Raw genomic sequence first — 25738 nt, 5'->3', positions numbered from 1 at the left:
AAAATAATATGATTCCAGTACAAAAAAACGATGAGCACGTCGTCGATATCGTCGACTTGACGCACGACGGTTCAGGAGTTGCCCGGATTGACGGCTACACGGTCTTCATTCCAGGTGCCCTGCCGACGGAACAAGTCAAAATCAGAATTACGAAAACGACGAAATCATACGGTTTCGGACGGATCATCCGTCAAAAAACGAAGAGTGTCGATCGTGTCGAGCCGCCTTGCCCGGTCTACAACCAGTGCGGCGGTTGCCAGCTGCAGCATCTCTCGTATGAGGCGGAACTGAAATTCAAACACAACCGTGTCCGTGATGCGTTCGCGCGTCTTGCCGGTCTTGAGATTCCGGTCCACGAAACGATGGGCATGGAAGATCCATGGGGTTACCGCAACAAGGCACAAGTGCCGGTCGCGTTCCAATCTAACAAGTTAATGGCTGGTTTTTATCAAAAACGCAGTCACCGGATCATCGACATGGATTACTGTCTGATCCAAAATAAAGAGAATGACGATGCCATTCAAGCTGTCCGCAAAGTACTGGCTGACCTGAAGGTTCCGGCTTACGATGAAAAGAAAAACAGCGGTGTCATCCGTCACATCATGGCACGCCACGGTTACCACACAAACGAATTGATGATCGTCCTCGTGACGAAGGTCAAACAGTTGCGCGGTGCGGATAAAATCGTCGAAGGCATCTTAAAAGCTGTCCCGAACGTCACATCAATCCAACAAAACATCAACCCGGATGAGACGAATGTCATCCTCGGAAAACGGAACATCGTCTTACACGGACCGTCTGTCATCCGCGATCAAATTGCCGGATTGACGTATGAAATTTCACCGCATTCATTCTTCCAGGTCAATCCGTTACAAACCGAAAAACTGTACGGAAAAGCGCTCGAATATGCGCAATTGACAGGCGATGAAATCGTTGTCGATGCCTATTGCGGGATCGGTTCGATCTCATTATCGCTCGCGCAACAGGCGAAACACGTCTACGGTATCGAAATGGTACCGCAAGCAATTGACGACGCACGCCGCAATGCAAAAGCAAACGGAATCGATAACGTCTCGTTCGAATACGGAACCGCAGAAACCGTTATGCCGGCACTCGTCAAAGGTGGCATCAAGCCTGACGTCATCGTCGTTGACCCGCCGCGTAAAGGCTGTGACGAAGAATTCCTCCGTGCTGCTGCTGAAGTCGCGCCAAAGCGGATCGTCTACGTCTCTTGTAACGCTTCAACACAAGCGCGTGACGCGAAGCTTCTTGCTGAACTCGGCTACAAGCTGATGGAAGTCACACCGGTCGATATGTTCCCGCATACGACACACGTCGAGAGCGTTGCGCTCTTTGTACGTGAAACAAACGAAGCATAAGAAACAAATCGTAATACAAAAAGACGCTGTGACTCTCTCGAAACATTCTCGAGAGTCACAGCGTCTTTTTTTGTTCCTTGTATCAATTCAAGAAAGTATTATTCTTCCGTTTGCTCCGACGCGTCACTGTTTTCAGAGGGTGGACCAAACAATTGAACTGCAACCCGTTCACTGGCTGTTCCGTCATCTAAACTACAGAACTGTTTCAGGAAACGTTCGTACTTTTTATCGTACAGAGCCGATTTCTCTTCAATGTTTTCGATATAATCGACGACTTGATTCGTTTCTTTTAACAGAGGGCCAGGGACAACCTGTTCAAAGTCAAAGTAGAAACCGCGTAATGTCGAAGCATATTTCTCCAAGTCATACGTAAAGAAAATCATCGGACGCTTCAAATGAGCATAATCAAAGAAAACAGACGAATAATCGGTAATCAATACGTCACTGATTAAATATAGTTCCGCAATATCTCCATAGGACGAGACATCATAAGCAAACCCTTCGAAATTCTGAATGTCCATGTTTTGAGCAATCAAATAATGCATCCGAAGAAGGACAACATACTCGTCACCGAGTCGTTCTTGCATCTGTTTTAAATCCAGTTGAAGATCAAAACGATATTTTCCGCGTGCGATGAATTCATCATCACGCCAGGTTGGAGCATAGAGCACCACTTTTTTATCAAGCGGCAGATTCAGTTTTGTTTTAATTTCACTGATTAAGCCGTCTTGATTATCGGTATACAATAAATCATTTCGCGGATAACCAGTTTCAAGCAATTCGTTTTGGAAACCGAAAGCACTAGCAAAAATTTCGCTTGAATAAGGATTCGGTGAAATCAGATAGTTCCATTCCTGCGCCTGGTTGTAGAAATTCCGTTTGTAACGGATGGCATTAGTTCCTGCCATGTGAACTTCTTTCATATCGAGACCAAGTCGTTTGAGTGGTGTACCGTGCCATGTCTGAAGATAAATGGTTTCTTCGCGTTTACTCAAACTGGCGGGCTGTCGAGTATTAAAAATCCAATATTTCGCGCGTGCCATGGCCTGATAATAAGCCAAACTGTTTTTTAAGATCCAGTTTGGACAGGCTTCTTTGACGTCTTCCGTTGGTTCTTTAGCAAAGATCCAAACCAGATCCAAATGAGGATAATTTTTTTGCATGTAAAGGTATAAGGCTTTTGGGTTATCGGAATAACTGCGTCCCAAGAAACTTTCGAATAATACGAGATTTTCTTTCACCGGAAGTTTTTGGAATGCGCGATAAAGCATTAAGCCATTTTTGATTTTTTTGCGTTTGACTGAGTTTACGAAACGTTTTAATTGAACTCCTCTGATGTATAACCGGAACAAAGTGAAGGATCCGGTTGACCATGCCTTGAGATATTTACTTTTCGCTTTCGCCTGCTTCAAGTCTCGCGCGACATAATTAAAAATCATTTTTTGTTGCTGTAAATCACCTTTTTCCAATAAACTGCGTCCGCGTCTTGAGATGAAGCGTTTGTACCATCTGTTCAGAAACGACTGAACAGATTTATCTGTCGTATCTGCTGATAGGATACCGTACATGCGCGAGATATCTGCGAGTGTTTGAATATCCCGTAACTGATACAAAGACTGTCCTTCAAGTGGAGTACTTCGCGAATTTCTACCGTACACCACGTAGTTCACAGAAGTGAAATTCGTTAATTGTGAAATGACGGTATGGGCGATGGCTGTATCTGAGAACCAGGTCGTCTGAAACAGAGAAAGATCTAACAATAACGATTTTTTTATCATCCACCCATGGATACTCGTTAAATGTTTGGTGTTAAATTTTGACCGTGTGTAGAAAAAGTAGCGGTCATCTTCAATCGGCATAAACCATTTCTGTTTATTGTAGACGGGAGAAACTTTTCCGATAATGACTTCACCGTTTGTTTTTTCAGCCGCTTTTGAAAATGTATACAGGGCTCGGGGAGACAATATATCATCACTATCTAAAAAGATGATATACTCTCCTGTTGCCTGAAGTAGGCCGGTATGACGCGCATTGTGAACACCTTGATGCGGTTGCTCAACGACTTTGATTTGCGGGAAAGCGGCTTGAAGATCCTGGCTGTAAGCACTCTCGCCGTCAAAAACGACGATGATTTCGACCGGTGATTCCACCGATTGTTCGATGACGGATTGAATCGCGGCATTCACTTGTGATTCGGTTTGATACACTGGGATGATGACACTAATGGAATTCATGAAAATGCTCCTTTATTAAAGACTATTCTTAAAAAGTACCATAAATAACCGGGTATGTGCAGAAATCACTTAAAAACGATGACTCTGTCTGTAGTGTGTAGGTGTTTCTCCTGTCGTTTGTTTAAAAGCCTGACTAAAATGACTTTGGCTCGAAAAGTGCAGCTTATTTGAAATCGTTAATAAAGAATCATCGGTGGACCGAAGTAACCGTTTCGCTTCACGAATACGTTCACGGATGACATATCGGGCAAGCGGTAATCCTGTTTCTTCCTTAAACAGAACGGACAGGTAGTTGGACGAAACATGAATGGCTTGACTAATTGAAGAGACCGACAGTGGTTCGTACAGATGTTGTTGAATGTAACGGATGGCAGCCAAAACATGCGGCGAATGACGGAGTTCCTGAACTTCTTTAACCGCTTCGGCAAAGCTGACCGTAATTTTGACATGACGGTTTCGCAATTCTGAAATACTGGTCGCCGCCTCGATGGACTCAATCATCCGATCGCTGAGCATAAACGCTTCATCCGGTTCAAGACCACCTCTGATTGCGGCGCGCGCGCTTAACAGGACGGTACCGAGCAAAAGGTTTTTTTCAGCACGTAACGGTTGATGGCGCGCCAAGGATCCAAATTCGCCGTATGCCGGCAGAGAATAAGTCGTTGCCAAACGTTCACTTTGTCCGGAAGAAATCCATTCAATAATCTGTTGTTCCCGTTCCCAAGCCTTCATATAGGCGGTCGTTGCCGTATGCGGAGAAACATCAGCGATTAATGGAATCTCCTGATCCTCGATTTCCGATTCGGTTCGGATGTCGCGTTTGGCGAGTTGTTGGCCGGTCAGTAAACGGTGGACCAGATGAGCGCAGTCGATCAACCGGTTTTCCGTCGTCCGGGTCAATGCTTTATAAAATTGATGGAACGCTTCATCCTGAATGTGTGCGCGGAACAGGGCCGACTGCAGTAAGACCGGACCAATCCGGTACTGGCCTTGTTCCTGGACAGGAATAAACAGGTAAGCCGTACCATCTTTTAAGGTATACAGGAGCGGTGTCTGCTCCGGTGCCGGCCATTCCTGTTCAATCGATAACCGGCTCGGATGCGAAGGCGCGGCCGGACTGATATCCAGTTCCTCACCGGTTAGGGACTGGTACGAAACAAAAAAGCCCGTCGTCCCGTAAAGACTTTCCGCGATTTGAATCAAATCTTCTTTTGATAAGGGCGACACTGGAATTCCTCCGTTCTTCAAAAACGTGTTGTTTTCAGTTTACGTCGAGTCCAGACGATTGTATAGCAAGAATCAATTGAAGGCGGGAAGACATTCAAAAAAACAAAAGACATCAACGGCCCGGGTGTTCAGGCGGTTGATGTCTTTTGTTGATTGGGAGGAAAATCGATTACCGGTGAGCATCGTCAGAAGAGTCTGAGTCAGCCGGATCAGCTGATTCATCGTCCGTTGAAGTTTGCTCGGTTTCAGCACGCTCATCGAGTGAAGCCGCCGCCACTTCGTCGTAAGACAGGTCGTGAACGAGTGGTTCAGGTGTTTCAGCGGGCGCGAGAAGTTCATCCCCGTCGATTGGTTCATCAACTTGGAAATCGACGGTCAGGGCATGAAGTTCTGTTGCGATTTGTGCAAGATGAGCCGCTGCTGTCGTGACGGCTTCGATCGTCGCATTCGTTTCCTGGATACTTGCGGCACTCGTCTCGATTCCGGCTGCATTTTCTTCCGTCAAGGCAAGAATCGTTCCCATCGCGTCAGAAACCTCTTCGGTCGCATGGGTCAGGGCACTGATATCTCCCGTCAAAGATTCTGTCCGATTCGAGACATGCTGGACGGAGCCGGCAATCTGTTCGAAATCGACACCGGTCGTTTTGACCGATTCGAGCGATTGTTTTAAGTCATCCATGACGCCGTTCATCGCACCCATCGCTGTCTGCGTTTCGTGTTGGATATTATCGAGTAACTGTTTGATTTGTTTCGCGGACTGATCACTTTCTTCGGCCAGTTTCCGCACTTCGCTCGCGACGACGGCAAACCCGCGTCCCTGTTCCCCGACACGTGCCGCCTCGATGGCCGCGTTTAAAGCCAACAGATTGGTTTGACTGGAAATGGCCTGTAACGTTCCGAGAATCTTGCCGATTTCTTCAGAACGTTTGCCGAGGAAGTCAGATGTATTTTGAATCTCCTGTTCCAATGAATCAGAATGCTGCAACAGATCCGTGATGGTCTGTTTCGTCAGACGACTGCCGCGTGTCGCGGCAGATGCGACAGATGCGACCTCGGTCAGCGTTTCGGTAGCGGCGGTCTGCATCGCGATTGATCGTTCTTTGACGCCGTAAACCGCATGGGAAGACCGTTCCGCTTGTTTCGTCTGCGTCTCGCCGGCAGCAGCGATTTCCTCCATCGTCTGTCCGATTTGAACCGAAGCATTTTGAACATGAACGGCATTCGACGATAGATCGTGCGAAGCATCCCGGACGGTTCCGGCGGACTGGGTCATCGCTGTGATCGTTTGACGAAGCTTTTGGCGCATGGCGTCAAAGTTTTCACCGAGATCCGACAGTTCGTCGCTGATCCATCGTTTCGGGCGGGTCGTTGTGCGTAAATCACCGCTTGCGATGGCTAATGCCTCACTGCGAAGACCAGCTAACGGCCGATTGATGGAACGGCCGATGAGCCAGGCGATTAAAGTCGCCAAGGCGATTGCAATGACGAAGTTGATCAACGATTGTGTCAGCATCGCATCCTTAGGAGCATACAACGAGGCATAATCGAGAACGACCGCTAGTTTGAAGCCGGTCTTCGAAGACAGTTGCCAGATGACGACTGATTTTTTTCCGCCGACCTCCATGATCGTCGAACCGGATTCTTGGCTGATCATTTGTTTAGGGGCTTCGAAATACGCTTTTCCATCTTCACGTAACTGGTCGACCTTCTTAAAGAAATAATTTTTATTCGGATGCGTGACGATCTGACCGTCTTTTGTATAACTGAAGACAAATCCTTTTTGACCGATTTCAATCCGTTTCATGTCTTCCGATAACCGGTCGACACTTTTATAGACGGATAGAACACCTTTGATATTTGCTTGATCATCGAGCGCTGCTTTTGAAAAACCGATGACTGAAAGTTTGGTGGCTTGATCATAGTACGGTTCGCTCATCGCGACCGTACTCGAATTTTCCAACGCTTGTTTGTACCAGACGTCCTGGCGTGGATCGTATCCCGACGCGGCTTCCTGTTTCGGCCAGTTTAAATAACCGCCCTTGGTATCCGCATACTGGACAAAGGAATTTTCGATTTTGGATGAACCGTATTTTTCAAGGACGCTGTAGATGTCTTTCGCTTTTTGGGACGGGAGTTCCGCTCCCGCTTCCGGTGTGTTGCTTATGTAACTCGGCAGTTGTCCTTTCGTCCGGTTAAACGGGAGGCCGGCCAACAGGGTCGTATCTTTTTTCGTGTCATCGATGATACGGGAGAAGGATTGCTCAAGTTGTTTTAAGGCCGTTTGGGAGGTCGAATCGACCAACCGTTCGACGGTCTGACTCGTCTGATTATAAGAAAACCAGGTCGAGACTCCTAACGTGAGAGCGGGCAGTAAAATCAACCCGATGAAAAGCCGGCGTGTGATTGGAAGACGCATATGTAATTCTCCTATCTTTTGAAATAGTCTTTAAAATCTGTCTATTCTGATTATCGGAAGGGTAGTACTAAATATGAAGGAATTGTGGGGAGATTTTCATGATTTGGGAACTGAACGAAACCTGAGTTCATGATAAAATAGAAGTGGTGTCACAGAAGAGTGGCTAGGGAGGAACGAACATGAATATTGCTTTTTTCTTATTACCAAAAGACGAAGTGAAATACTTAGATCCTGAATCAACGGTCAGACAAGCACTTGAAAAGATGAAACATCATCGATTCACGTCGGTCCCACTCGTTGACGACAAAGGAAAATATGCGGGAACCCTGACGGAAGGGGATGTCCTGTGGGCGCTTGAGAAGAATCTCGAACATGCAGATTACGATCATGTCTTACAGACCCGCTTAACCGATATCAAACAACGGGTCCGGTATAAACCCGTGTCCATTACAGCCCAGATGGAAGAGATGATTGAAGTCATCACCGATCAAAACTTCGTACCGGTCATCGATGACGGGAAACACTTTATCGGCATCATCCGTCGGCGCGATATCATTGACTATTTTGCTAAAAAAGTGGCACGGGAGAACGTTAAATACTGAAATCTAGTATGAAAAGCACTGATTTTCACGAAAAGTGAGAAGAAGTGCTTTTTATTGACCCTTTTTAACTGCTTTTGACTTCACGAACCGGTCCGACGGGACGATATAGAAACATAATGACAAGTTAGGGAGGACGATGTGTTGCGACGTTTATCACCAGTCTCCATCGTAGAAGCATTCCGAAAACGCTCCTACTACAAAACGTTCTCATGGATGATTTCAGTTATTGGTCTGTTAGCGTTGTTGATTGCGACGCAACAACTGGTTAAGAATCTGGAAGAAGGATATCAGTTTAAACGCTCAAGCGAAATGATGGATATTTTTGAACGACTCAATCAGGTCGAACGGAGTGTGACGAATGAGTATTACCTCACCTTAAGTGAAACAACGGGCGATACCGTTCCGGCACGGGCCGAAACGTGGCAGCAAACGAAAACCGAACTGACGGCACTTGGCCGGCAGATTAAAGATCTCCAGATGGAGGGACCTGCTCAAAAAGAACTCCTATCTGAAATCAATCGTCTGCAGACCGGCGGATATCAGTCAGAGCATCAATTTTTTCAGGCAGCGACTGCATATAAAAGTGAAGTCCTGTTCAACCAACTGTATTTGAGCGGCGAGACCGGGACCTACTATACGTTTTTCTCGAACCTCTTTTTGATGCAGGAAGAGCTTGGCCGGGCCGGACAGTTCTTAGTGAGCATTAACCAGGAGGAGCAATTGAATTCGATTGATCTGTTGCGCCTTCGTCAGACACGCCAGGAGCTGAACTCACGGAACAACGCCTTGATTCAGTCCTTCTACGCGACAATGCGCCCGGAGGGTGAAGAGCTTCGCCGTGATATCTCCGTGATGAGCAATCAGATGTACGCCTATTTACGAATGATTGATGCGACCATCAATCAACCGGAACTGAAACAATATGGAACGATGGACGAAGTGGTGGATCGCTATCAAACAAGTATGTACCGATCGTTTGATCAAGGGATTGACGATGTCCAGACCGAGATGACGGATCATGGAAATACGCTGATCCGAAATGCCTGGCTGATGTTCATTGCGACGTGCTGTCTAATTCTGCTCCTGCTTTGGCTGACCTTATCACTATTGCGGGCATTCCGAAAGGACTTACATATTTTGCAGGCGGAAGCTGACTTTTTTGCAGAAGGTCCGAAACAGTCGCATCATCAGGTGCCGGAATTAAACGACTTCCACCCGGTCGTCGAAGCGTACCGGACGATGACGACAATCATTTCCGGGTTACTCGATTACAACGATAAAAAAACGATGGAAATCAAACAGAAAAAAGCGGAAATCGAATCTTTATTTTCGCAAAATACGAATCCGATTGTTGCGCTTTCGTCTGATTTTCAACTGCTCAGCGGGAACGACCGTTTTAAACAGTTGGCCCAGTCGTCTGAATTGATGACGATCGAAGAACTGATACATCCGGCCGATTTAAACCGCGTCCGTCGGGCGCTCATTCGGGCGATTGACGGGTACAGCCAGACCATCCGATGCCAGATGATTTTCAAGCAGGATATTCGGAACATGTTCGTCAATATCATTCATGTTCCCTCGAAAAACGGCAACGGAACGGCACTTTATCTGACCTGTCATGATGAGACCGATCAATTTAAACGGGAAGAACGGATCACGCAACTGGCTCTGTTTGATGTGCTGACCTCTTTGTTGAACCGGAACGGGTTTGAGCAAAAGATGGAGGAAGCCATCGCTGCGCCGCAACCGGGAGAACTGGTGACGATCGGCGTCCGTCAGTTCAGACGGATTAACGATATCTACGGACATAGTGCCGGTGATCAAATCCTAAAAGAACTGGCAAACCGCTTGCGTCACCATTTCATCGGCACAGGTTCGGCAGCCCGGATTGGCGGCGATGAGTTTGCCGTCCTGATTTTCCAACAGGAGATTGTCGATTACCGCGATCTGAAAACGATTTTGGAACGTCCTTACCGGATCGACGGTGAAAAAATCGATGTCAGTATCAGTATGAGCATGGTCCGTTATCCGGATGATGCGGTCGCAGTGACGTCGTTGCTGTCTTCCGTCGACATCGCGATGCAACATGCGAAACGGGAACAGACCGGTGGACCGATCTGGTTTGAGTCCTGGATGAGTGAAGAATACCGGGAATCCGTCGTTCTGGAAGCCGAGTTGCGGGAAGCGATTGCCCGGAACGAACTGCAACTGTTTTACCAGCCGCAAGTCAACCTGAAGACGAAGACCGTCGACGGATGCGAAGCCTTGTTGCGTTGGTTCCATCCGGAGCGAGGGATGATCAGTCCGGCCGTCTTCATTCCGATTGCTGAACGGTCGATGTTGATTGAAGAAATCGGAATGTGGGTGGTCCAGGAATCCGTCAATCAGGTCAGACGATGGGAAGGGACACCGCTTGAATCACTTCGTGTGTCCGCCAATCTTTCGGTCAAAGAACTGGTCTCCGGACGGATCGTTGAGTTGTTGACGGATGTCCGGGATCGGTATCCCGGGATTGAACAACGGATGGAGCTGGAAATTACCGAGTCATTTGGTGTCTTTTCCGATACGCGGGTCTTTGATGCCTTGCAGACGCTACATCACCTCGGTTACCGTCTGGCGATTGACGACTTTGGGACTGGTTATTCGTCCTTGTCGTATTTGAGCCGTCTGCCGATTCAACGACTAAAGATTGACCGTTCGTTCATCAGTGGAACGGATGCCTGTTCGAACGCACCGTTGATTGAGACGATTATCCGACTCGCCCATACGTTAAAGTATGATGTCGTGGCGGAAGGGATCGAGCAGGCCGAGCAGGGGGAGAACTTACGAAAGCTCGATTGTGAGTATGGTCAAGGTTTCTATTACTCCCGTCCGATTCCGGCTGAGGAATTCGAAATCTGGTATGACCGTTATCAAGAAGATATCAAACAGTCCGGATGATCCGTTCATCCGCATACGAAAAGTGACCGCTCCCGGCTGTATCGGGAGCGGTCACTTTTTTTAGTGGAGTCGGAACGTCCTGCCGTAAAAACAACAAACGAACCGAAGGATTTCCCAGATTCCTGGATCCAACGGTTCGTTTTGTTAACTTCAGTTGCAAGCCTGACGTCTGTTCATTAAGAAACAGACCGTCTTTTCGGCGAATCAATCAAAGACGATCGAGTGCGAGATCATCCGTTTCGGATAAATAAGCTTTGATCGGTTCGACGGCTGCCCCGACGGTTCCCGGAGCAAACGGTGATTTCAGTCCGGCACGTTCAACGAGTGTCAGGAAGCTTTCCGATCCACCCGCTTTACAGAGTTCAAGATACGATTTCCAGGCAGCTTCCCGGTCTTGCTCCATCCAGGCATAAAACTGGAAGGCACAGACTTGCGCGAGCGTGTAATCGATATAGTAGAACGGGCTGCCGAAGACGTGACCCTGTTGATGCCACCAAGCGCCTGAATCCAGATAATCATTTTCTTCATAGTTCCGGTGCGGCAGATATTTCTTCTCAATGTCACGCCATGCCGTCCGACGTTCAGCCGGTGTCAGTTCCGGTTGATTGTAGATGACGTGCTGGAACTCGTCGATGGCGACTCCGTAAGGCAGGAACGTCACGCCGCCTGCAAGGTGACTGAACTTGTACTTGGCCGTCTGATCGCCGAAAAATTCTTCCATCCACGGGTAAGCAAAGTATTCCATCGACATCGAGTGAATTTCACAGGCTTCGTACGTCGGGAACCCGTATTCTGGCACGGTGAAATGACGGCTTTCATAGACCTGGAACGCGTGTCCGACTTCGTGTGTCAGGACATCGATGTCACCGGCCGTTCCGTTGAAGTTCGAGAAGATGAACGGAAGTTTTTCATCAGCGATGTACGTGCAATAGCCGCCGCCCGCTTTACCCGGTTTTGCCGTTAAGTCGAGCGCACCGCGTTCAAGCATGTATTCAAAGAACTCATTTGTCTCCGGTGACATATCGCGGTACATCTTTTTCCCGCCTTCGATGATGAATGCTTCTTCGCCCTGCGGTGTCGCGTTGCCGGTTTTAAAAGCAAATCCTTCATCGTAATAGTAGAGGGAATCGACGCCGATCCGGCGCTGCTGGCGTTCTTTGAGAGATGTCGCAATCGGGACGATTGTCTCGAGAATTTGTTCCCGGTAGTTTTCGACCATCGATTGGTCGTAATCGACACGCAACATCCGGGCATATCCGAGTTCGACGAACGACGGGAAACCGAGTGTCTTCGCGATATCGGTCCGGACATGGACAAGTTTGTCGTAAATCGTATCGATGGCGTCACCATGTTCTTTTAAATAGCCGTAGCGTGCTTCAGAAGCAGCTTTTCGGACAGTCCGGTCGGCTGACTGGAGATAGGGACCGAACTGGGATAAGTTCAACGTTTTGCCGTCGAATTCGATTTGCGCCGCCGACATCAGTTTCGTATATTCACTGGCCAGGCGATTTTCTTCCTGGAGTTTCGGAATGATGGCGTCAGAGAATGTTTTCAGACTGGCTTCCGCAAGTAAGAAAAGCTGTTTGCCCCATGTCGATTCGAGCGAAGAACGGAGAGGATGAGTCGTCAGTGCCTGATAATAACTCGAGACGTATCCTTGGTAAACCGGACCGGCTTCGTCAAAGAAACCCTGCTCTGTTTCGTAGAAACCGTCACGCGTATCGATCGTGTGACGGATCTCCACCAACTGACTGGCTGTTTCAAATTGATTTCTAAGGGTATTAATCTCAGAGATGGCATTGTTTGCTGTATCGACATCTGTTGTTTCACGCAAGCGGTCGATGGCAGCATGCATAGAAGTTTCAAGGACGTTCAGGTCAGGACGGACATATGTAAGTTCTGAAAATGTTAACATGTAAGCGCCTCCTTGTGATTTCTAACTATTATCACACAAAAATACTTGCAAAACCAGAGTTACAAACGTATGCTTTTTGTGAGAACGTGAGCGAGTTTGCATTTAACTGGCTCCTATAAAAAAATCGAATCTTCTTATAAGAAGAAAACGATCGAGAAAGTAGAGGGATAGTATCATGGGATTCTTTAAAAAATTGTTTGGTGGTAATGACGCAGGAAACACAAAAATCGCTTCTGCCCTTACAGGTAAAATCGTCAGCATCGAGAACGTACCTGATCAAGTTTTCTCGCAAAAAATGATGGGTGACGGTATCGCAATCGAGCCGACGGAAGGTAAAGTCGTTTCACCAATCAACGCAACGGTCGAAACAATCTTCCCGACAAAACACGCAATTGGTCTTAAAGGCGAAGACGGTCTTGAGTTGTTGATCCACGTTGGATTAGACACAGTTAACCTTAAAGGTGAAGGCTTCACGGCACACGTTCAGTCTGGCGATAAAGTGAAAGCCGGTGACGTCCTTGTTGAGTTCGATCTCGAATTCATCCGTGCAAACGCACCATCTACAATCACACCAATCATCGTGACAAACCACGATCAATTTACACTTTCTGCAGTACCGGCTGAAGGAACATCTGTCGTCGCAGGCGAAACAGAACTCTTCAAAGCAACACATAAATAATTATGTAACGAATACGTCCCTCCGTCTAAGACGAAGGGACTTTTTTGTCGTCTCCTACCCGAACTTACTATTTTGTAAGGTGAATGAAAGTCTGACCGATTCTGTGAAAGACGGCTTGCCCGGTATACTGACAGCAAAATCAAGAATACGGGAGGAAACACATCATGAAATCCATCTTACACGCAGAACAGATCACGAAAGTCTATCATACGAAAAATGCCCGGCACGAGGCACTCCGGCCGACGACACTGACGATTCACGACGCAGAGTTCGTCAGTATCATGGGACCGTCAGGCGCAGGGAAGTCGACCTTATTAAATCTTTTGTCGACCATTGACCAACCGACGGACGGGACAATTCATATCAATGGAGAAGACGTGACCGGGATGAAAGAAAAACAGTTGGCCCGGTTTCGGCGGGAACAGCTCGGATTTATTTTTCAGGACTTTAACCTGCTCGATACGATGACGGTCGAAGAAAACATTGCCTTACCGCTGGCGTTACAACAAATGCCGAAAGCCGATATTCTCGTCCGGGTCACATCCGTCGCCCGGGAGCTTGGAATTGAGGATTTACTCGCGAAACGGCCGTCTGAACTGTCAGGGGGTCAAAAACAACGGACGGCTGCTGCACGCGCCATCGTTCATCAGCCGTCACTGATCTTAGCGGATGAGCCGACCGGAGCACTCGACTCGAAATCAGCGACCGGTCTGCTTGAAGCAATGGTCGGCTTGAATGAACAGGGTGCAACGATTTTAATGGTGACCCACGATCCGGTGACCGCATCGTACGCGGAACGGGTGCTGTTCGTCAAAGACGGAGAGTTGTTCCGGGAAATTCATCAGTTCGGGACACGCAAGGAGTTTTTCGAACAGATCATGGAAGTCCAACGTGAACTCGGAGGTGCGGTCCGTGAACTTGTTTAAGTTAGCTTTCCGGAATTTAAAGAACATCCGGCAGAACATGATGTATCTCGGCGCCGTCACGTTCGCGATTTTGATTTATTACACATTTTTAGCCATCCGTTCCAATGAGGCGATGTTACAAGCTAATGAATTATATGGAAAACTCGGGACGGTCTTTACCGGTTCAAGCGTCATCCTGGCTCTTTTTTCCGCCGTCTTCATCTGGTATTCGAGTGATTTTTTCCTGCGGCGCCGGAAACAGGAAATCGGGCTGTATGCACTGCTCGGTCTCGAACGCCGGCAAATTGCCAAATTGCTGTTTCTTGAGACGATGGGGTATGGACTGATTGGTTTGTTGATTGGTGTTTCACTCGGAACGATTGCCTCGAAATACTTTGTTCAACTGTTGGCCTACGTGATGGGAATGACGATTGAAGCCGATTTTTCCATCAATGCCGGAGCAATCGGTCAGACGGTTGTCGTCTTTTTGACGATCTTCCTTGTAATTGCGCTCCGGTCAGCCCGGACGATTTACCGGTTTACCCTGATCGAGTTGTTTAAGGCGAAGCAGCAGGTCGAAACGATTCCGAAAGTCCATCCGGTCCTGGCTCTCGTTTCCGTCCTGTTGATTGGTGTCGGGTATTATTTGACCGGGGAACCATTACTCGCACACTTTACAATCGTTGCGCCGGTCTTGATGCTCTGTATCATCGTCGGAACGTTCGGTACGATGAGTTACTTCACGATTTTTTTACTCCGTGTCCTCAGCAACCGTGTTCGCCATTATCGCGGTACGAACCTGATCTTACACGGTCAGCTGCTGTCACGGATTAAATCGAATGCCGTCATGTTGTCGACGATTACCGTCATCACAGCCGTCACTTTGACGACGGTCGGAACCGCGACGTCGATTTATTATTATATTGACCGGACAGTCGAGGAACAGATGCCGTACAGTTTATCGATTGCAAGCCAGCAACAGGCGGCCGAAAAATTGATCCGATCATCCGACCAAACGATTGAATCTCGGACGATGGTCAACGTCAAGACGGTGAATCATCCATTGAAGGAGTTACCGAATCCGTTGTCGTTTACGATGTCCTATCAGACATTCGGATTTGACGGCGAGCCGGGACAGTTCAGCTACATCAGTTATTCTGATTATCAGAAGTTGGCCAAGAGCAACGGGAAGAAGCAGTTGCCGGAACCGGAAGCAGGAGAAGCGATCGTGCTTGAGACGTTCAAAGGAAACGATTTGCTGAAGGAATCGGTCAAGTCACCAGTAGGGGTGACGTTTAAAGACGCTCACTCGTCCTTTCGGATTACCGGTGCGACGAATTTACCACTCACTCAACTCTATGCGGAAAAACGACTGGCTTTTGCCGTTTCGGATGATACCTTTGCCATGATGCCGGAAAAAGCAGCGATGCTGACAAACTATCAGTTCTCGGACGAACGTTCGGATGACGGACTGATCGAACGACTAGAGCAATTGTACGGCAAAAAAGCGGAGACGGAGATGGCGGCTTATTATCCGGTCTATGCCATGACGACGGCGACGACAGGCCTGCTTGCCTTTGCCGCTGGATTCCTCGGACTCGTCTTTTTACTGGCGACGGGATCAATCATCTACTTTAAGATGCTCGCAGACGCGGAAGAATCGAAACAACGGTTTACGATCATCCAAAAGATCGGCGTCGATCAGCAAGAACAGACCGGTATCATTCGGCGGTCGGTCGGCTTCATGTTCGTCCTGCCGTATCTGCTCGGTCTTGTTCACAGCCTGTTTGCGATGCAGGTTCTGGAAAAATTATTAAACTATGATTTGCGGTTACCGATGTCGCTTGCAATCGGTTGTTATACCGTCGTTTATCTCGTGTACTATCTCGTCACGGTACGCGCATATCGACGGATTGTCATCTAATGTAAATGGACAGGAGACGATTAATCGTTTCCAGTCCATTTTTTGTTCGGTATCATGGAAGAAGAAGGAGTTGAATCTGCAGATGGAAACGATTTTATTGGTAGAAGACGATCAACAGATTGCACTGTTATTAAAAGAATTGTTGGAACGGTATGATTTTAACGTCATTCATGAAGATGGATTAGGAGACGTCGTCGCTCGATTCGAAGAAACGCAACCGGACGTCATCCTGCTTGATGTCAATTTACCGAAGTTTGACGGATTTTACTGGTGCCGCCAGCTCCGGATGAAGACACGGGCGCCGATTCTGTTCATCTCGGCCCGGGTCGGGGAGATGGATCAAGTCATGGCACTCGAATATGGTGCGGATGATTACATCGTCAAGCCGTTCCAGGGAGCCGTCGTCATCGCGAAAATCAAAAGTCAAATCCGACGCGCTTACGGGACATTGTCGCAGGAAAGTGACGAGCGGACGGTCAGTCGTGCCGGACTGACATTATATTTGGACCGGTATATCGTCGAGCACGAGGACCGGTCAATCGAGCTGTCGAAAAAAGAAGGCTTGATTTTAGAGATGTTGTTGACGGTGAGCCCGCGGATCGTCAGTCGGGGTGACTTGCTGGAACGGATTTGGGATGATGAAGCGTTCGTCGACGAAAATACTCTGAACGTCAACATCACCCGTGTCCGGAAACGGTTGGCGGAAATCGGCATCGGCGGCCTTGAGACGGTCCGGGGAGTCGGCTACAAATTGGTCCTCGACAAATGAGACTTTTCTTCAAACATACGATTCCGGGTGTTCTGTTCTTCAGCGGGCAGATGATAGCCTTGTTTCTTATCCTGTGGTTATACGACCTCTATCGTCCGGCGGCCTTTTTTTACATCGCGCTCTTGAATGCAATCGCTTTGCTGATTTATTTAAGTTACCGCTTTTTCAGTATGTTACCGTTGCTCAAACGATTGCAGACACCGATTGAGTCGGTCGCGGAACCGATCCGGGCGGACAGTGATGAACCGCTGGCAGCAGCCGTCGAGCATTTTTTGGAGCGTCAACAGACCGTCTTTCGAAACAGCTTGTTTGCTGAACGACGGAAGGAAAAGGAACGGCACCGGTATGTCGATCAATGGATTCATCAAATGAAGACGCCGCTGTCGGTCATCGAGTTGATACTGGAACATCCGGGCGAACAGTTCCAGGCGGACTTACGCCATGAAGTCGACCGGTTGCGGATCGGACTGGATCAGATGTTGTATTCGTCGCGCCTCGAAGCGATCGAGACGGACTTAAAGGCGGAACGGCTAAATCTGCGGACATTAGTGACGGGCATCATCAATCAGGAAAAACGGCTGTTCGTCAAAAATAAAGTGTATCCGAAGCTTGAGCTTGCTCCAGAGCTGTATATCTATACCGATTCCAAGTGGTTCCGTTTCGTGGTCCTGCAATTGCTGACGAATGCCGTCAAATATACGGCGGGTCACGGACATGAAGTCTATATCCGTGCCGTCGAACAATCGGGGAAAATCGTGCTGACGATTGAGGATGACGGTGTCGGCATACCGAAACGCGATCTGCCGCGTGTCTTTAACGCCTTCTTCACCGGGGAAAACGGCCGGCGTTACGGCGAATCAACCGGAATGGGATTGTACTTCGTCGGTCAGATTTGCCTGAAGCTCGGCCATACGATTGAACTCGACAGCACGGAAGGGGTCGGGACGACCTGTCGTCTGACGCTTGTGGGAGGGAAACAAGATGATTGAAGTCAAACAGTTAGGAAAAGTCTATCCCGGAAAGGTGACGGAACAGCCGTTGACCGATATTAATTTTCGCGTGGAAGAAGGGGAGATGGTCGCCGTCATGGGACCGTCCGGCAGCGGCAAGTCGACCTTGATCAATCTGCTTGCGACGCTGGATCAACCGAGCTGGGGGTCGATTTCGATTCAAGGCATCGATACGGCGACGTTTAAACGGAAAGAAACGACCCGCTTCCGGCGCGAGACGCTCGGAATCATCTTTCAGGAGTTCAACCTGCTCGATTCGTTGACGGTAGCTGAGAATATGCTTGTTCCTTTGATGCTCAGCGGTAAAAAAACGAAGGAAGCCCGGGAAGAGATGCAGCATCTCGCAAAACGGTTACAGATTGATGAGTTGCTTGATAAACAAGTCGACGAGGTCTCAGGCGGGCAACGGCAACGGACCGCCATCGGACGGGCTTTGATTCATGCACCGCGTCTGATGCTCGCCGACGAACCGACGGGGGCACTTGATTTTCAGGCGACGAAACACGTCATGGAGTTGCTGGCAGAATTGAATGCGGCCGGCATGACGATGGTCATCGTCACCCATGATCCGACGGTCGCCTCGTATTGCAATCATGTCCTGTTCCTGAAGGATGGCAGCATTCAGACGGAACTGTTCCGCGATGAACCGCGCCGGGTCTTTTTCCAGCGTGTCATCGAATCGCTCTCGTTATTAGGAGGGGATGAACATCAATTATCTGCAATACGCCCTACGTAACATCAGACGTTATCAACGTCTTTATTACGGCTATGCGTTGACGATCATCGTCGCGATGACGATTGCAACCAGTTATTGGAACCTCGTCGTCAGCGAATCGTTTCAGAACATTGCCAAAGTCCTGAGCCAACTGAATCAGGTCATTGAATTTACGATGATCTTTGTGTTCATTGCGGAAGTCATCATTCTATTTTTCAGCATTTTATTCATCTATTCGACGACCTATACGATGCTCGAGCACCGGAAAAACGACTTGCGGATCATGCGGACGCTCGGGAGCGGATTTTCACATTTTCTGAAATACTTTATGATTGAAATCCTGATTGTCGGCGGGCTCGCGATTATCGGCGGCATCACGCTCGGCGTTGTCCTGACGAAGCTGATGTTACTTTCGATTGAAAAAGTCATGTTCTTACCGCGCCTGACGATTGAGCTTTCCGTTCTTTCTTTTTTAGTATTGATTGCCGGAGCGATGTTGACACTGTTGATTGCTACGGTCCTCGCGATTTATAGATTCCGTCCGGACCGGCCTGTCCGAATCCGTTCCCGGCTTCGTGTCCGGTTCGGTCTTGCGATGCAGGGAACGGCCGTACTGATCCTGTTTTACGGCTATTTCATGGCATTGACGCGGCAGGATAACTTTCTGTTTGTCTTTCCATTCATCATCTTCGTCGGTTCGTTCTTTTTCTGCCGTCACGTCATTCCGGTCGCGCTCAAACTCTACCGGCCCCGCCGGTTGTCGTTACGCAAGTTAATCGTCTCGGAAATCGCGGTTCAATTACGGACGAACAGTACATTGGTTGCGTTGGGGACAATTTTGACCTCCTGTGCCTTGACGGCTGTCGGTCTGATCTTTATTTTTCAAATGATCGCGTTTGACCTCTCGTCTGACAATCAGTTCGGACTGGTCTATTACGAAGAATCCTCTGTTCCGTCCGGTCGTCTGGAGACGCTGGAACGGACGATGACAAAAGCGTTTCCGGATAAATACCGGCAGGATGTCCGGCTCAAAGGTGTGAAGAGCCGGTACGTGATTCCGTTGTCGGACTACAATCAGCTGATGAAGCATTTAGGTTACGAGCAACGGACGTTGTTGACGGACAAACAGACGTTTATGATTCCGGCCCGTCCGGTTCAAGTCAAGGAAGTGACGCCGACGATGAAAAAAGCAAAATCGGAAATGAAGCAAGCCGGTTATCAGCTGGAGCCGATGGCCGAGCACGGTCTGTTATTCGGATACAACGACCGGATTGAAACGTTGTTCGTCGTCAGTGACCGGGCTTTTGCGACGATGAATCGTCCGTCTGCCCGGATCCGTGTCTTTGATACACCTTCGTACGCCGATTACGGGACGGACCGTTGGACGAGTTGGATGTCGATCGTCCGCGACATCCAATCGAAAACGGAGCTCGGTAAAAAAGCACCGGTTCCTTATCAACTGATCAATGAGACGGAAGATAAACTGGACGGGATCCGGATCATCCGTCTTGTCTCGTTCGTCGTCATCCTGTTGACGGTCTGGCTGTTTGTCATCAATGCGAGCTTCCTGCACGTCTGGATGCAAATGACGGCGGAGCGTGAACAAAAACGGCTGAAGACCCTGTTTGCGCTTGGTTTCAGTAAAGAGAGCATTCGCCGTTTCCTGTTCATCAAATACGGTACGGTGTTGATGGTTCCGTACTTTATTTCGATTTTTCATGCCTGGTTGCTCTTTCAAGTCATCATATCGGAAGGAGGACTCGAGATTGGTCCGTTTCTTCCATTGTCCTTCACCTGGATCGGAATCGTCACCGGCTGTTATTTCATCAGTATCCTGCCGTTATGGGTCCGCTATCCGCGCTATTTATTAAAAAAATCGTGCGAAAGTTCGATGTATCCGATACCGGATTCGAGGGTATGATAATAGCATAGCGAGGAGGGGTAACATGCTGGACCATTCACCTTACCGGGGATACGGTGACCGCATCCGAATCTTACGGGAACGCGCCGGAATCTCAATCGACCAGTTGGCGGACAATCTCGGGGTCGCTCCCTATTTCATCCGCCGGACGGAACTCAGCGAAGTGTATCCGACGAAAGCTTATATCGAATCCTTAGCGGAAGCCCTGCATATCGATTCCAGTTATCTGGCACGGCATATCTGGACCGGGGAGTCCTTGAAATTCGTCATGCAGGAAAAAACGCCGCTTGAAGAAATGCGATTGGCGTATGAACAGACAATGGGACAAGACGAAACCATGATTGAACAGCAGCTGGAAGAACGGATGCGTCTGTTTGATTTGATGTATGACGAAGACGTCAAACGGATTGAACAGACGATGAGTGCGACGGAACAACGAATTTTTCACGAACTGGTGGAAGCGGTCATGGAGGCGGGGGAATTGCAACGGGAAGACGCGACAGAGACGTTTGAACTGTTTGCCGACAAACTCCCGACGATGCTTCAACTCGATGAATACCTCAACCGTCTGACGGAAGAGACCGAGACGACGACAACCGATTGTTATACGGAGTTCAGCCGAAAAATCGACCGAACACGTTATCACCGCAAATGAACGACCGAAATCGATGTTCAGCCAAACAAAAAGAGGAAGACGGATCAAATATCCGTCTTCCTCTTTTGTGTACACCGACGCTAAAGCCGGGGATATTTTTTTTAGCGGTTAACGCTGTGGCGCAGGACGTGGAGCCCGGCGTCCTTTTTGTCGTGTCCGTCCAATCAAGAAACCGATGATGGCATTTGCGATGACAAGCACCCAGCCGACATAGCCGAAGTTTAAAGTCAGACTGCCGAGCATGGCCTGCCATTTTAAAATCATCATGAAGTCTCCCCGAATCAGGAAACGAGCGACACAAACGAGTAAAACCGTCGTTCCGCCGATAAAGACGCCGATCCAGCTTCCGAATAAACGCGAGGACTGGACCCGTACAGCGACGAAAGACCAATAAAATAAACTGACGATGAATGTCACTCCGCCGTAAGCGAGGACCAGCTTCCATGTCTCACTTGCTTGTGGAAATTTCGTGAACATGACAAGGGACGAGACGATGGCGGCAGCTGTGAATAAAATCGCTGCCCAAAAACGAGACCGCATAACGTAATTCCTCCTCAAGGCTTTTTCTCACCTAACGATAGCGGAAACGGTTCGTCTTGTAAACTACTACTGGCGGCCGCCTAAAATACGGCGCAATTGCTTCAGCGGATTTGATCCGTAAAAGAGGACACCACCGCGGTAGAATCGTGTTCCGACAAACAGGGCGATTGCGATGCTGATCACCATCAGCATGAGCGATAACGCAACTTGCCAGACCGGGACTTCCGTCAGCATGACGCGTAGGAACATCAGCATCGGGGTGAAGAACGGCACGAATGACAGAATGACGACGGCCTGGTTCGTCGGAGCGTTCAGACTGAAGATGGAGACCGTAAAGGCGGCTACGATCAACATGATGACCGGTAAAGTGACCTGTTGAGCATCTTCGACCCGGCTGACGAGTGAACCGAGTGCGGCGAGGAGCGTCGCATACAGCAGATAACCGAGCAGGAAAAAGACGAACAGGTAAACAATCGTTTTGACGCTCAGGGAATCAAGCGACAACTGATCAAACAGGCTGCTGCTTTGGGCACTGTAATAGCCGACTCCGACGAGTAACGATAATTGAATCAGACTGACGGTAGCAATCGACGTGATTTTCGCCAACATATGCTGAATCGGACTGGCGGCGGAAATCAGTAGCTCCATGACACGGGATGATTTTTCGTTGGCGATTTCCGTCACGATCATGCCGCCGTAAATGGCAATCGTAAAGTACATCAGGAACAGCAACACATAGACGAGAGCCGACGCAGCGAATAATTCGTCCTCGCTCTTACCGCCGGTTGAGGTCAATTCCTGTTTCACGTCGATCGGAGCGGCAAGCGAAGCCAGTAGAGCCGGATCGACATCGGCTTCAGTGATGATCGTCTGGTCGCGGACTTGTTTTAAAGCAGTCGACAGTTGGGTCTGCAACTCCTGTTCCGGACTGGCACTGATTAACGTCACCCGGTATGGATCGTCGGACAACAAGGCGACTGCGTCATACGTCCCTTTGTCGACGACTTGTCGTGCCTGCTTAAGGGAATAGTCTTTTTCGGTGATCTTTGTTTTGATACCGACTTCTTTTAGGACCGGAACGATCGGAGCTTCAAGCGAGCTGACGACCGCGATTTTCGGATCGTCTCCTGAGAACCAGTCGATGATCCGCTCGATATTGCTGAATCCGACAAGGAACACGACCATCAGGACGGTCGAGATCAGAAAACTTTTCGCCCGTAATTTTTGAAACAGACTGAAACGATACAATGTCAGGAATTTACGGTTCATAACGTTTTCCAACCTCCTCGATGAAGATGTCTTGCAGGGATAATTGATCCCAAACGAATCGTTCGACATGGAATCCTTCTGTAATCAAATGACGGAGCAGCGAGTCAGCCGCTTCTTTGGACTCGACTTGTAAACTGTGACCGGTTCCATCCGATTCGACTTGAAGGATGCCCGGCAGTCCATCCCAAAGCAGGGCAGGCGCATCGGTCGTTAACAAGACACGCGTCTTGCCGTATCCTGCCTTGATTTCCGGAAGATAACCGGCGACGACCGGTTTCCCGTGATCGAGAATGGCGACATGTTCGCAAAGTTCCTCGACATGGTCCATCCGGTGGCTTGAGAAGACGATTGTCGTGCCTTCCGCCGTCAGTTTCCGAACCGCTTTTTTCAGCTGTTCGACGTTGACGGGATCGAGTCCGCTGAACGGTTCGTCGAGAATCAACAAGTCGGGTTTATGTAGGACGGCAGAAATCAGTTGGATTTTTTGCTGATTTCCTTTTGATAATTGTTCGACCCGCATCTTTTCGTACTGCGGAATCTGGAAGTAGTTGAGCCATTCGAGTAAAGAGGCTTTGGCATCTTTTCGTTTCATGTCGCGGAGCTCGGCCAAAAAGATTAATTGTTCGTCGACCCGGATTTTCGGATATAAGCCGCGTTCCTCAGGAAGGTAACCGATTTTCGATAAAGGAATCGGTTGTCCTTTCCACGTGATTGATCCTTCCGTCGGTTGCAATAAACCGAGCAACATCCGGAACGTCGTTGTTTTTCCGGCGCCGTTCGCTCCGAGTAATCCGAAAATCTGTCCTTCCGGCACTTCGAATGATAAATCGTCGACCGCTGTGAACGTCCCGAATCGTTTCGTGATGGCTTTAATTTCAAGCATGGAATCAGTCCTCCTTCATTCAAATGAAATGCATGGTCCAGTTGAAGTATCTCTTATTCTTACGGGGAAATGGAAGAAAGGTTCCAAAAAAGAGATGTTCAAGCATAATTATTTACTTTTAGTAAATAAGTTACTATTATTGTGTTAAAGGAAACGAAGAGAAGGGAGCGTGAATGAATATGAAAACAAAAGGCATTCATCACATTTCAGCAATGGTCGGTAATCCACAGGAAAATCTTGATTTTTACGGTACGACGCTTGGTCTGCGTTTCGTTAAGAAAACGGTCAACTTTGACGATCCGGGAACCTATCACTTTTATTTCGGCAATGAATCGGGTAAACCTGGAACGATCATCACTTTTTTCCCGTTTGAAGGCATGCAGCAGGGGAAAGTCGGAGCGGGCCAAGTCGGGACGACGGCGTACGCCATTCCGACAGGTAGCTATGACTTTTGGAAAAACCGTTTGACGGAAAAGCAGGTGACGTTCGAAGAAGCAGAACGATTCGGAGAAAAGCAGCTTGTCTTCCAAGATCCGCACGGATTACAGATTGAATTGGTCGAACGAAGCAAAGGTCCGAACAGCCGTTTTGAAATCGACGGGATATCGATGGACGTCGCGATCAAAGGTTTTGCCGGTGCGACGTTGTTGTCACATGATCCCGTCGAGACGGCACGTCTGTTGACGGAAACATTCGGATTAACGATTGCGAAACGCTCCGAGACGATGGACCGCTATACAGCGGAAGGCGAGTTCGGCAATACCATTGATATTTTGCATACGAACGTACCGGTCGGTCGTCCGGGTGCCGGCACAGTCCACCATATTGCGTGGCGGGCCGACGATCAGGCCGAACAACTGGACTGGATGAAACAACTTAATGCATTCGGCTTGATGACGACGGAAGTGAAAGACCGGAATTACTTTACATCGATCTACTTCCACGATCGGGGACGGATTCTGCATGAAATCGCGACGGACAATCCGGGATTTACGGTCGACGAAGAGTTTGAGCTGCTGGGAGAAGATCTGAAATTACCGGAACAGTTTGAAGCACACCGGGCGACGATCGAAGGACATGTCGCACCAATTACACTACCAAAGGGGAGACTTGTATGATTCATTTATTTGAACCGGCGAAACGACCGGGAGCACCGATTTTTCTTTTATTACACGGAACAGGCGGCACGGAACAGGATTTAGTCGGGCTCGTTCGACTCCTTGATCCGGAGGCCGGTTATCTGTCGGTCCGGGGCGAAGTGACGGAAAACGGGATGCCGCGGTTCTTTAAACGATTGGCGGAAGGTGTCTTTGATGAAGAGGACCTCGCTTTGCGGACAGCCCGTCTGATGGATTTCGTAAAAGAGACAAGCCGTACGTCCTGCTTTTCCCTTCAAGACGTCATTCCGGTCGGTTATTCAAACGGTGCGAACATCGCGGCGAATATGATGTTCGAAGAACGATTGTTTGAACAGGCGATCTTGTTGCATCCGATGGTACCGCGTCGCGGCGTGACGTTACCGGATTCGTCACAAGTTCGCGTCTTTATCGGAGCCGGAACCAATGATCCGATTTGTCCGGCTTCAGAGACGGAAGATTTAAAAGAGATTTTCGAACAGGCGGGAGCGACGGTCGATGTGACCTGGTCGAACCATGGTCATCAGCTCGTCATGCCGACGATTGAAGCAGCCGCTGCCTGGCTGAATCAAAAATAACGGCACGCAAAGAAGCATGGGATGCAGGGAGCAAATGTCCT

21 protein-coding genes are annotated in these 25738 nt (G+C 48.8%); 13 read left to right on the top strand and 8 right to left on the bottom strand.

Going from position 1 to position 25738, the window contains the following annotated elements; all coding sequences use genetic code 11:
• Window positions 1–8 precede the first annotated feature (8 nt).
• Window positions 9–1379: a 23S rRNA (uracil(1939)-C(5))-methyltransferase RlmD gene (gene rlmD, locus R7V76_RS02525; protein ID WP_318091160.1), complete on the top strand. Its 1371-nt coding sequence runs from the start codon at window positions 9–11 to the stop codon at window positions 1377–1379.
• A gap of 98 nt (window positions 1380–1477) precedes the next feature.
• Here rlmD and R7V76_RS02520 read toward each other — a convergent pair whose 3' ends face one another.
• From R7V76_RS02520 to R7V76_RS02510, 3 genes are all read right to left on the bottom strand, one after another.
• A complete protein-coding gene (locus R7V76_RS02520; protein ID WP_318091159.1) occupies window positions 1478–3613 on the bottom strand; it encodes a bifunctional glycosyltransferase/CDP-glycerol:glycerophosphate glycerophosphotransferase in 2136 nt (711 codons plus the stop codon).
• Window positions 3614–3682: 69 nt separating this feature from the next.
• A complete protein-coding gene (locus R7V76_RS02515; protein WP_318091158.1) occupies window positions 3683–4840 on the bottom strand; it encodes a helix-turn-helix domain-containing protein in 1158 nt (385 codons plus the stop codon).
• A gap of 169 nt (window positions 4841–5009) precedes the next feature.
• Window positions 5010–7256, bottom strand: coding sequence for a methyl-accepting chemotaxis protein (locus tag R7V76_RS02510; protein WP_318091157.1), 2247 nt, complete (start codon window positions 7254–7256; stop codon window positions 5010–5012).
• A gap of 179 nt (window positions 7257–7435) precedes the next feature.
• On the opposite strand from R7V76_RS02510, the gene R7V76_RS02505 reads away from it, so the two are divergent.
• Window positions 7436–7858, top strand: a complete 423-nt coding sequence (locus tag R7V76_RS02505; RefSeq protein WP_318091156.1) for a CBS domain-containing protein — start codon at window positions 7436–7438, stop codon at window positions 7856–7858.
• 138 nt (window positions 7859–7996) lie between these two features.
• On the top strand, window positions 7997–10798 hold the full coding sequence (locus R7V76_RS02500) for a putative bifunctional diguanylate cyclase/phosphodiesterase (RefSeq protein ID WP_318091155.1): 2802 nt from the start codon (window positions 7997–7999) through the stop codon (window positions 10796–10798).
• Here the strand turns inward: R7V76_RS02500 and R7V76_RS02495 are convergent.
• Both R7V76_RS02495 and R7V76_RS02490 read right to left on the bottom strand, forming a co-directional pair.
• Window positions 10782–11006 (bottom strand): hypothetical protein, encoded by a 225-nt coding sequence (locus tag R7V76_RS02495; RefSeq protein WP_318091154.1) that lies wholly within the window; start codon window positions 11004–11006, stop codon window positions 10782–10784. The two genes, R7V76_RS02500 and R7V76_RS02495, sit on opposite strands and share 17 nt — an antisense overlap.
• Window positions 11007–12713: a M3 family oligoendopeptidase gene (locus tag R7V76_RS02490; RefSeq protein WP_318091153.1), complete on the bottom strand. Its 1707-nt coding sequence runs from the start codon at window positions 12711–12713 to the stop codon at window positions 11007–11009.
• A 175-nt stretch (window positions 12714–12888) separates the two neighbouring features.
• On the opposite strand from R7V76_RS02490, the gene R7V76_RS02485 reads away from it, so the two are divergent.
• The 8 genes from R7V76_RS02485 (at window position 12889) to R7V76_RS02450 (ending at window position 21291) form a co-directional block, all read left to right on the top strand.
• Window positions 12889–13392, top strand: a complete 504-nt coding sequence (locus R7V76_RS02485) for a PTS sugar transporter subunit IIA (RefSeq protein ID WP_012371363.1) — start codon at window positions 12889–12891, stop codon at window positions 13390–13392.
• A gap of 164 nt (window positions 13393–13556) precedes the next feature.
• The gene (locus R7V76_RS02480; protein WP_318091152.1) at window positions 13557–14318 is read left to right on the top strand and encodes an ABC transporter ATP-binding protein; all 762 of its coding nucleotides are present in this window, start codon (window positions 13557–13559) and stop codon (window positions 14316–14318) included.
• Window positions 14305–16221 (top strand): ABC transporter permease, encoded by a 1917-nt coding sequence (locus R7V76_RS02475; protein WP_318091151.1) that lies wholly within the window; start codon window positions 14305–14307, stop codon window positions 16219–16221. The genes R7V76_RS02480 and R7V76_RS02475 overlap by 14 nt, the downstream gene beginning before the upstream one ends.
• Before the next feature lie 82 nt (window positions 16222–16303).
• Window positions 16304–16990: a response regulator transcription factor gene (locus R7V76_RS02470; RefSeq protein ID WP_290827721.1), complete on the top strand. Its 687-nt coding sequence runs from the start codon at window positions 16304–16306 to the stop codon at window positions 16988–16990.
• Complete coding sequence (locus R7V76_RS02465) at window positions 16987–17979, top strand: sensor histidine kinase (RefSeq protein ID WP_318091150.1); 993 nt, start codon at window positions 16987–16989, stop codon at window positions 17977–17979. The genes R7V76_RS02470 and R7V76_RS02465 overlap by 4 nt, the downstream gene beginning before the upstream one ends.
• The gene (locus tag R7V76_RS02460) at window positions 17972–18736 is read left to right on the top strand and encodes an ABC transporter ATP-binding protein (RefSeq protein WP_318091149.1); all 765 of its coding nucleotides are present in this window, start codon (window positions 17972–17974) and stop codon (window positions 18734–18736) included. Before R7V76_RS02465 ends, R7V76_RS02460 begins: the two co-directional genes overlap by 8 nt.
• Window positions 18702–20636, top strand: a complete 1935-nt coding sequence (locus R7V76_RS02455) for an ABC transporter permease (protein WP_318091148.1) — start codon at window positions 18702–18704, stop codon at window positions 20634–20636. The genes R7V76_RS02460 and R7V76_RS02455 overlap by 35 nt, the downstream gene beginning before the upstream one ends.
• 25 nt (window positions 20637–20661) lie before the next feature.
• Window positions 20662–21291 (top strand): helix-turn-helix domain-containing protein, encoded by a 630-nt coding sequence (locus R7V76_RS02450; RefSeq protein WP_214765898.1) that lies wholly within the window; start codon window positions 20662–20664, stop codon window positions 21289–21291.
• Between the two features lie 108 nt (window positions 21292–21399).
• Here the strand turns inward: R7V76_RS02450 and R7V76_RS02445 are convergent, their stop codons facing one another.
• The 3 genes from R7V76_RS02445 to R7V76_RS02435 form a co-directional block, all read right to left on the bottom strand.
• A complete protein-coding gene (locus R7V76_RS02445) occupies window positions 21400–21831 on the bottom strand; it encodes a hypothetical protein (protein ID WP_290827714.1) in 432 nt (143 codons plus the stop codon).
• A 66-nt stretch (window positions 21832–21897) separates the two neighbouring features.
• On the bottom strand, window positions 21898–23100 hold the full coding sequence (locus tag R7V76_RS02440; protein ID WP_318091147.1) for an ABC transporter permease: 1203 nt from the start codon (window positions 23098–23100) through the stop codon (window positions 21898–21900).
• Window positions 23090–23983: an ABC transporter ATP-binding protein gene (locus R7V76_RS02435; RefSeq protein WP_318091146.1), complete on the bottom strand. Its 894-nt coding sequence runs from the start codon at window positions 23981–23983 to the stop codon at window positions 23090–23092. Before R7V76_RS02435 ends, R7V76_RS02440 begins: the two co-directional genes overlap by 11 nt.
• Window positions 23984–24156: 173 nt before the next feature.
• Here R7V76_RS02435 and R7V76_RS02430 point away from each other — a divergent pair, with 173 nt between their 5' ends.
• Entirely contained in the window at window positions 24157–25101 is a 945-nt protein-coding gene (locus tag R7V76_RS02430; protein ID WP_440137034.1) for a ring-cleaving dioxygenase, read from the top strand.
• Complete coding sequence (locus tag R7V76_RS02425) at window positions 25098–25697, top strand: alpha/beta hydrolase (RefSeq protein ID WP_318091145.1); 600 nt, start codon at window positions 25098–25100, stop codon at window positions 25695–25697. The genes R7V76_RS02430 and R7V76_RS02425 overlap by 4 nt, the downstream gene beginning before the upstream one ends.
• Window positions 25698–25738: the final 41 nt, after the last annotated feature.

The organism is Exiguobacterium artemiae (genome assembly GCF_033342815.1).
GTDB lineage: Bacteria > Bacillota > Bacilli > Exiguobacteriales > Exiguobacteriaceae > Exiguobacterium_A > Exiguobacterium_A artemiae_A.
Note: the sequence above shows the minus strand (reverse complement) of the source record. Positions and strands in the feature narration are given on the sequence as shown.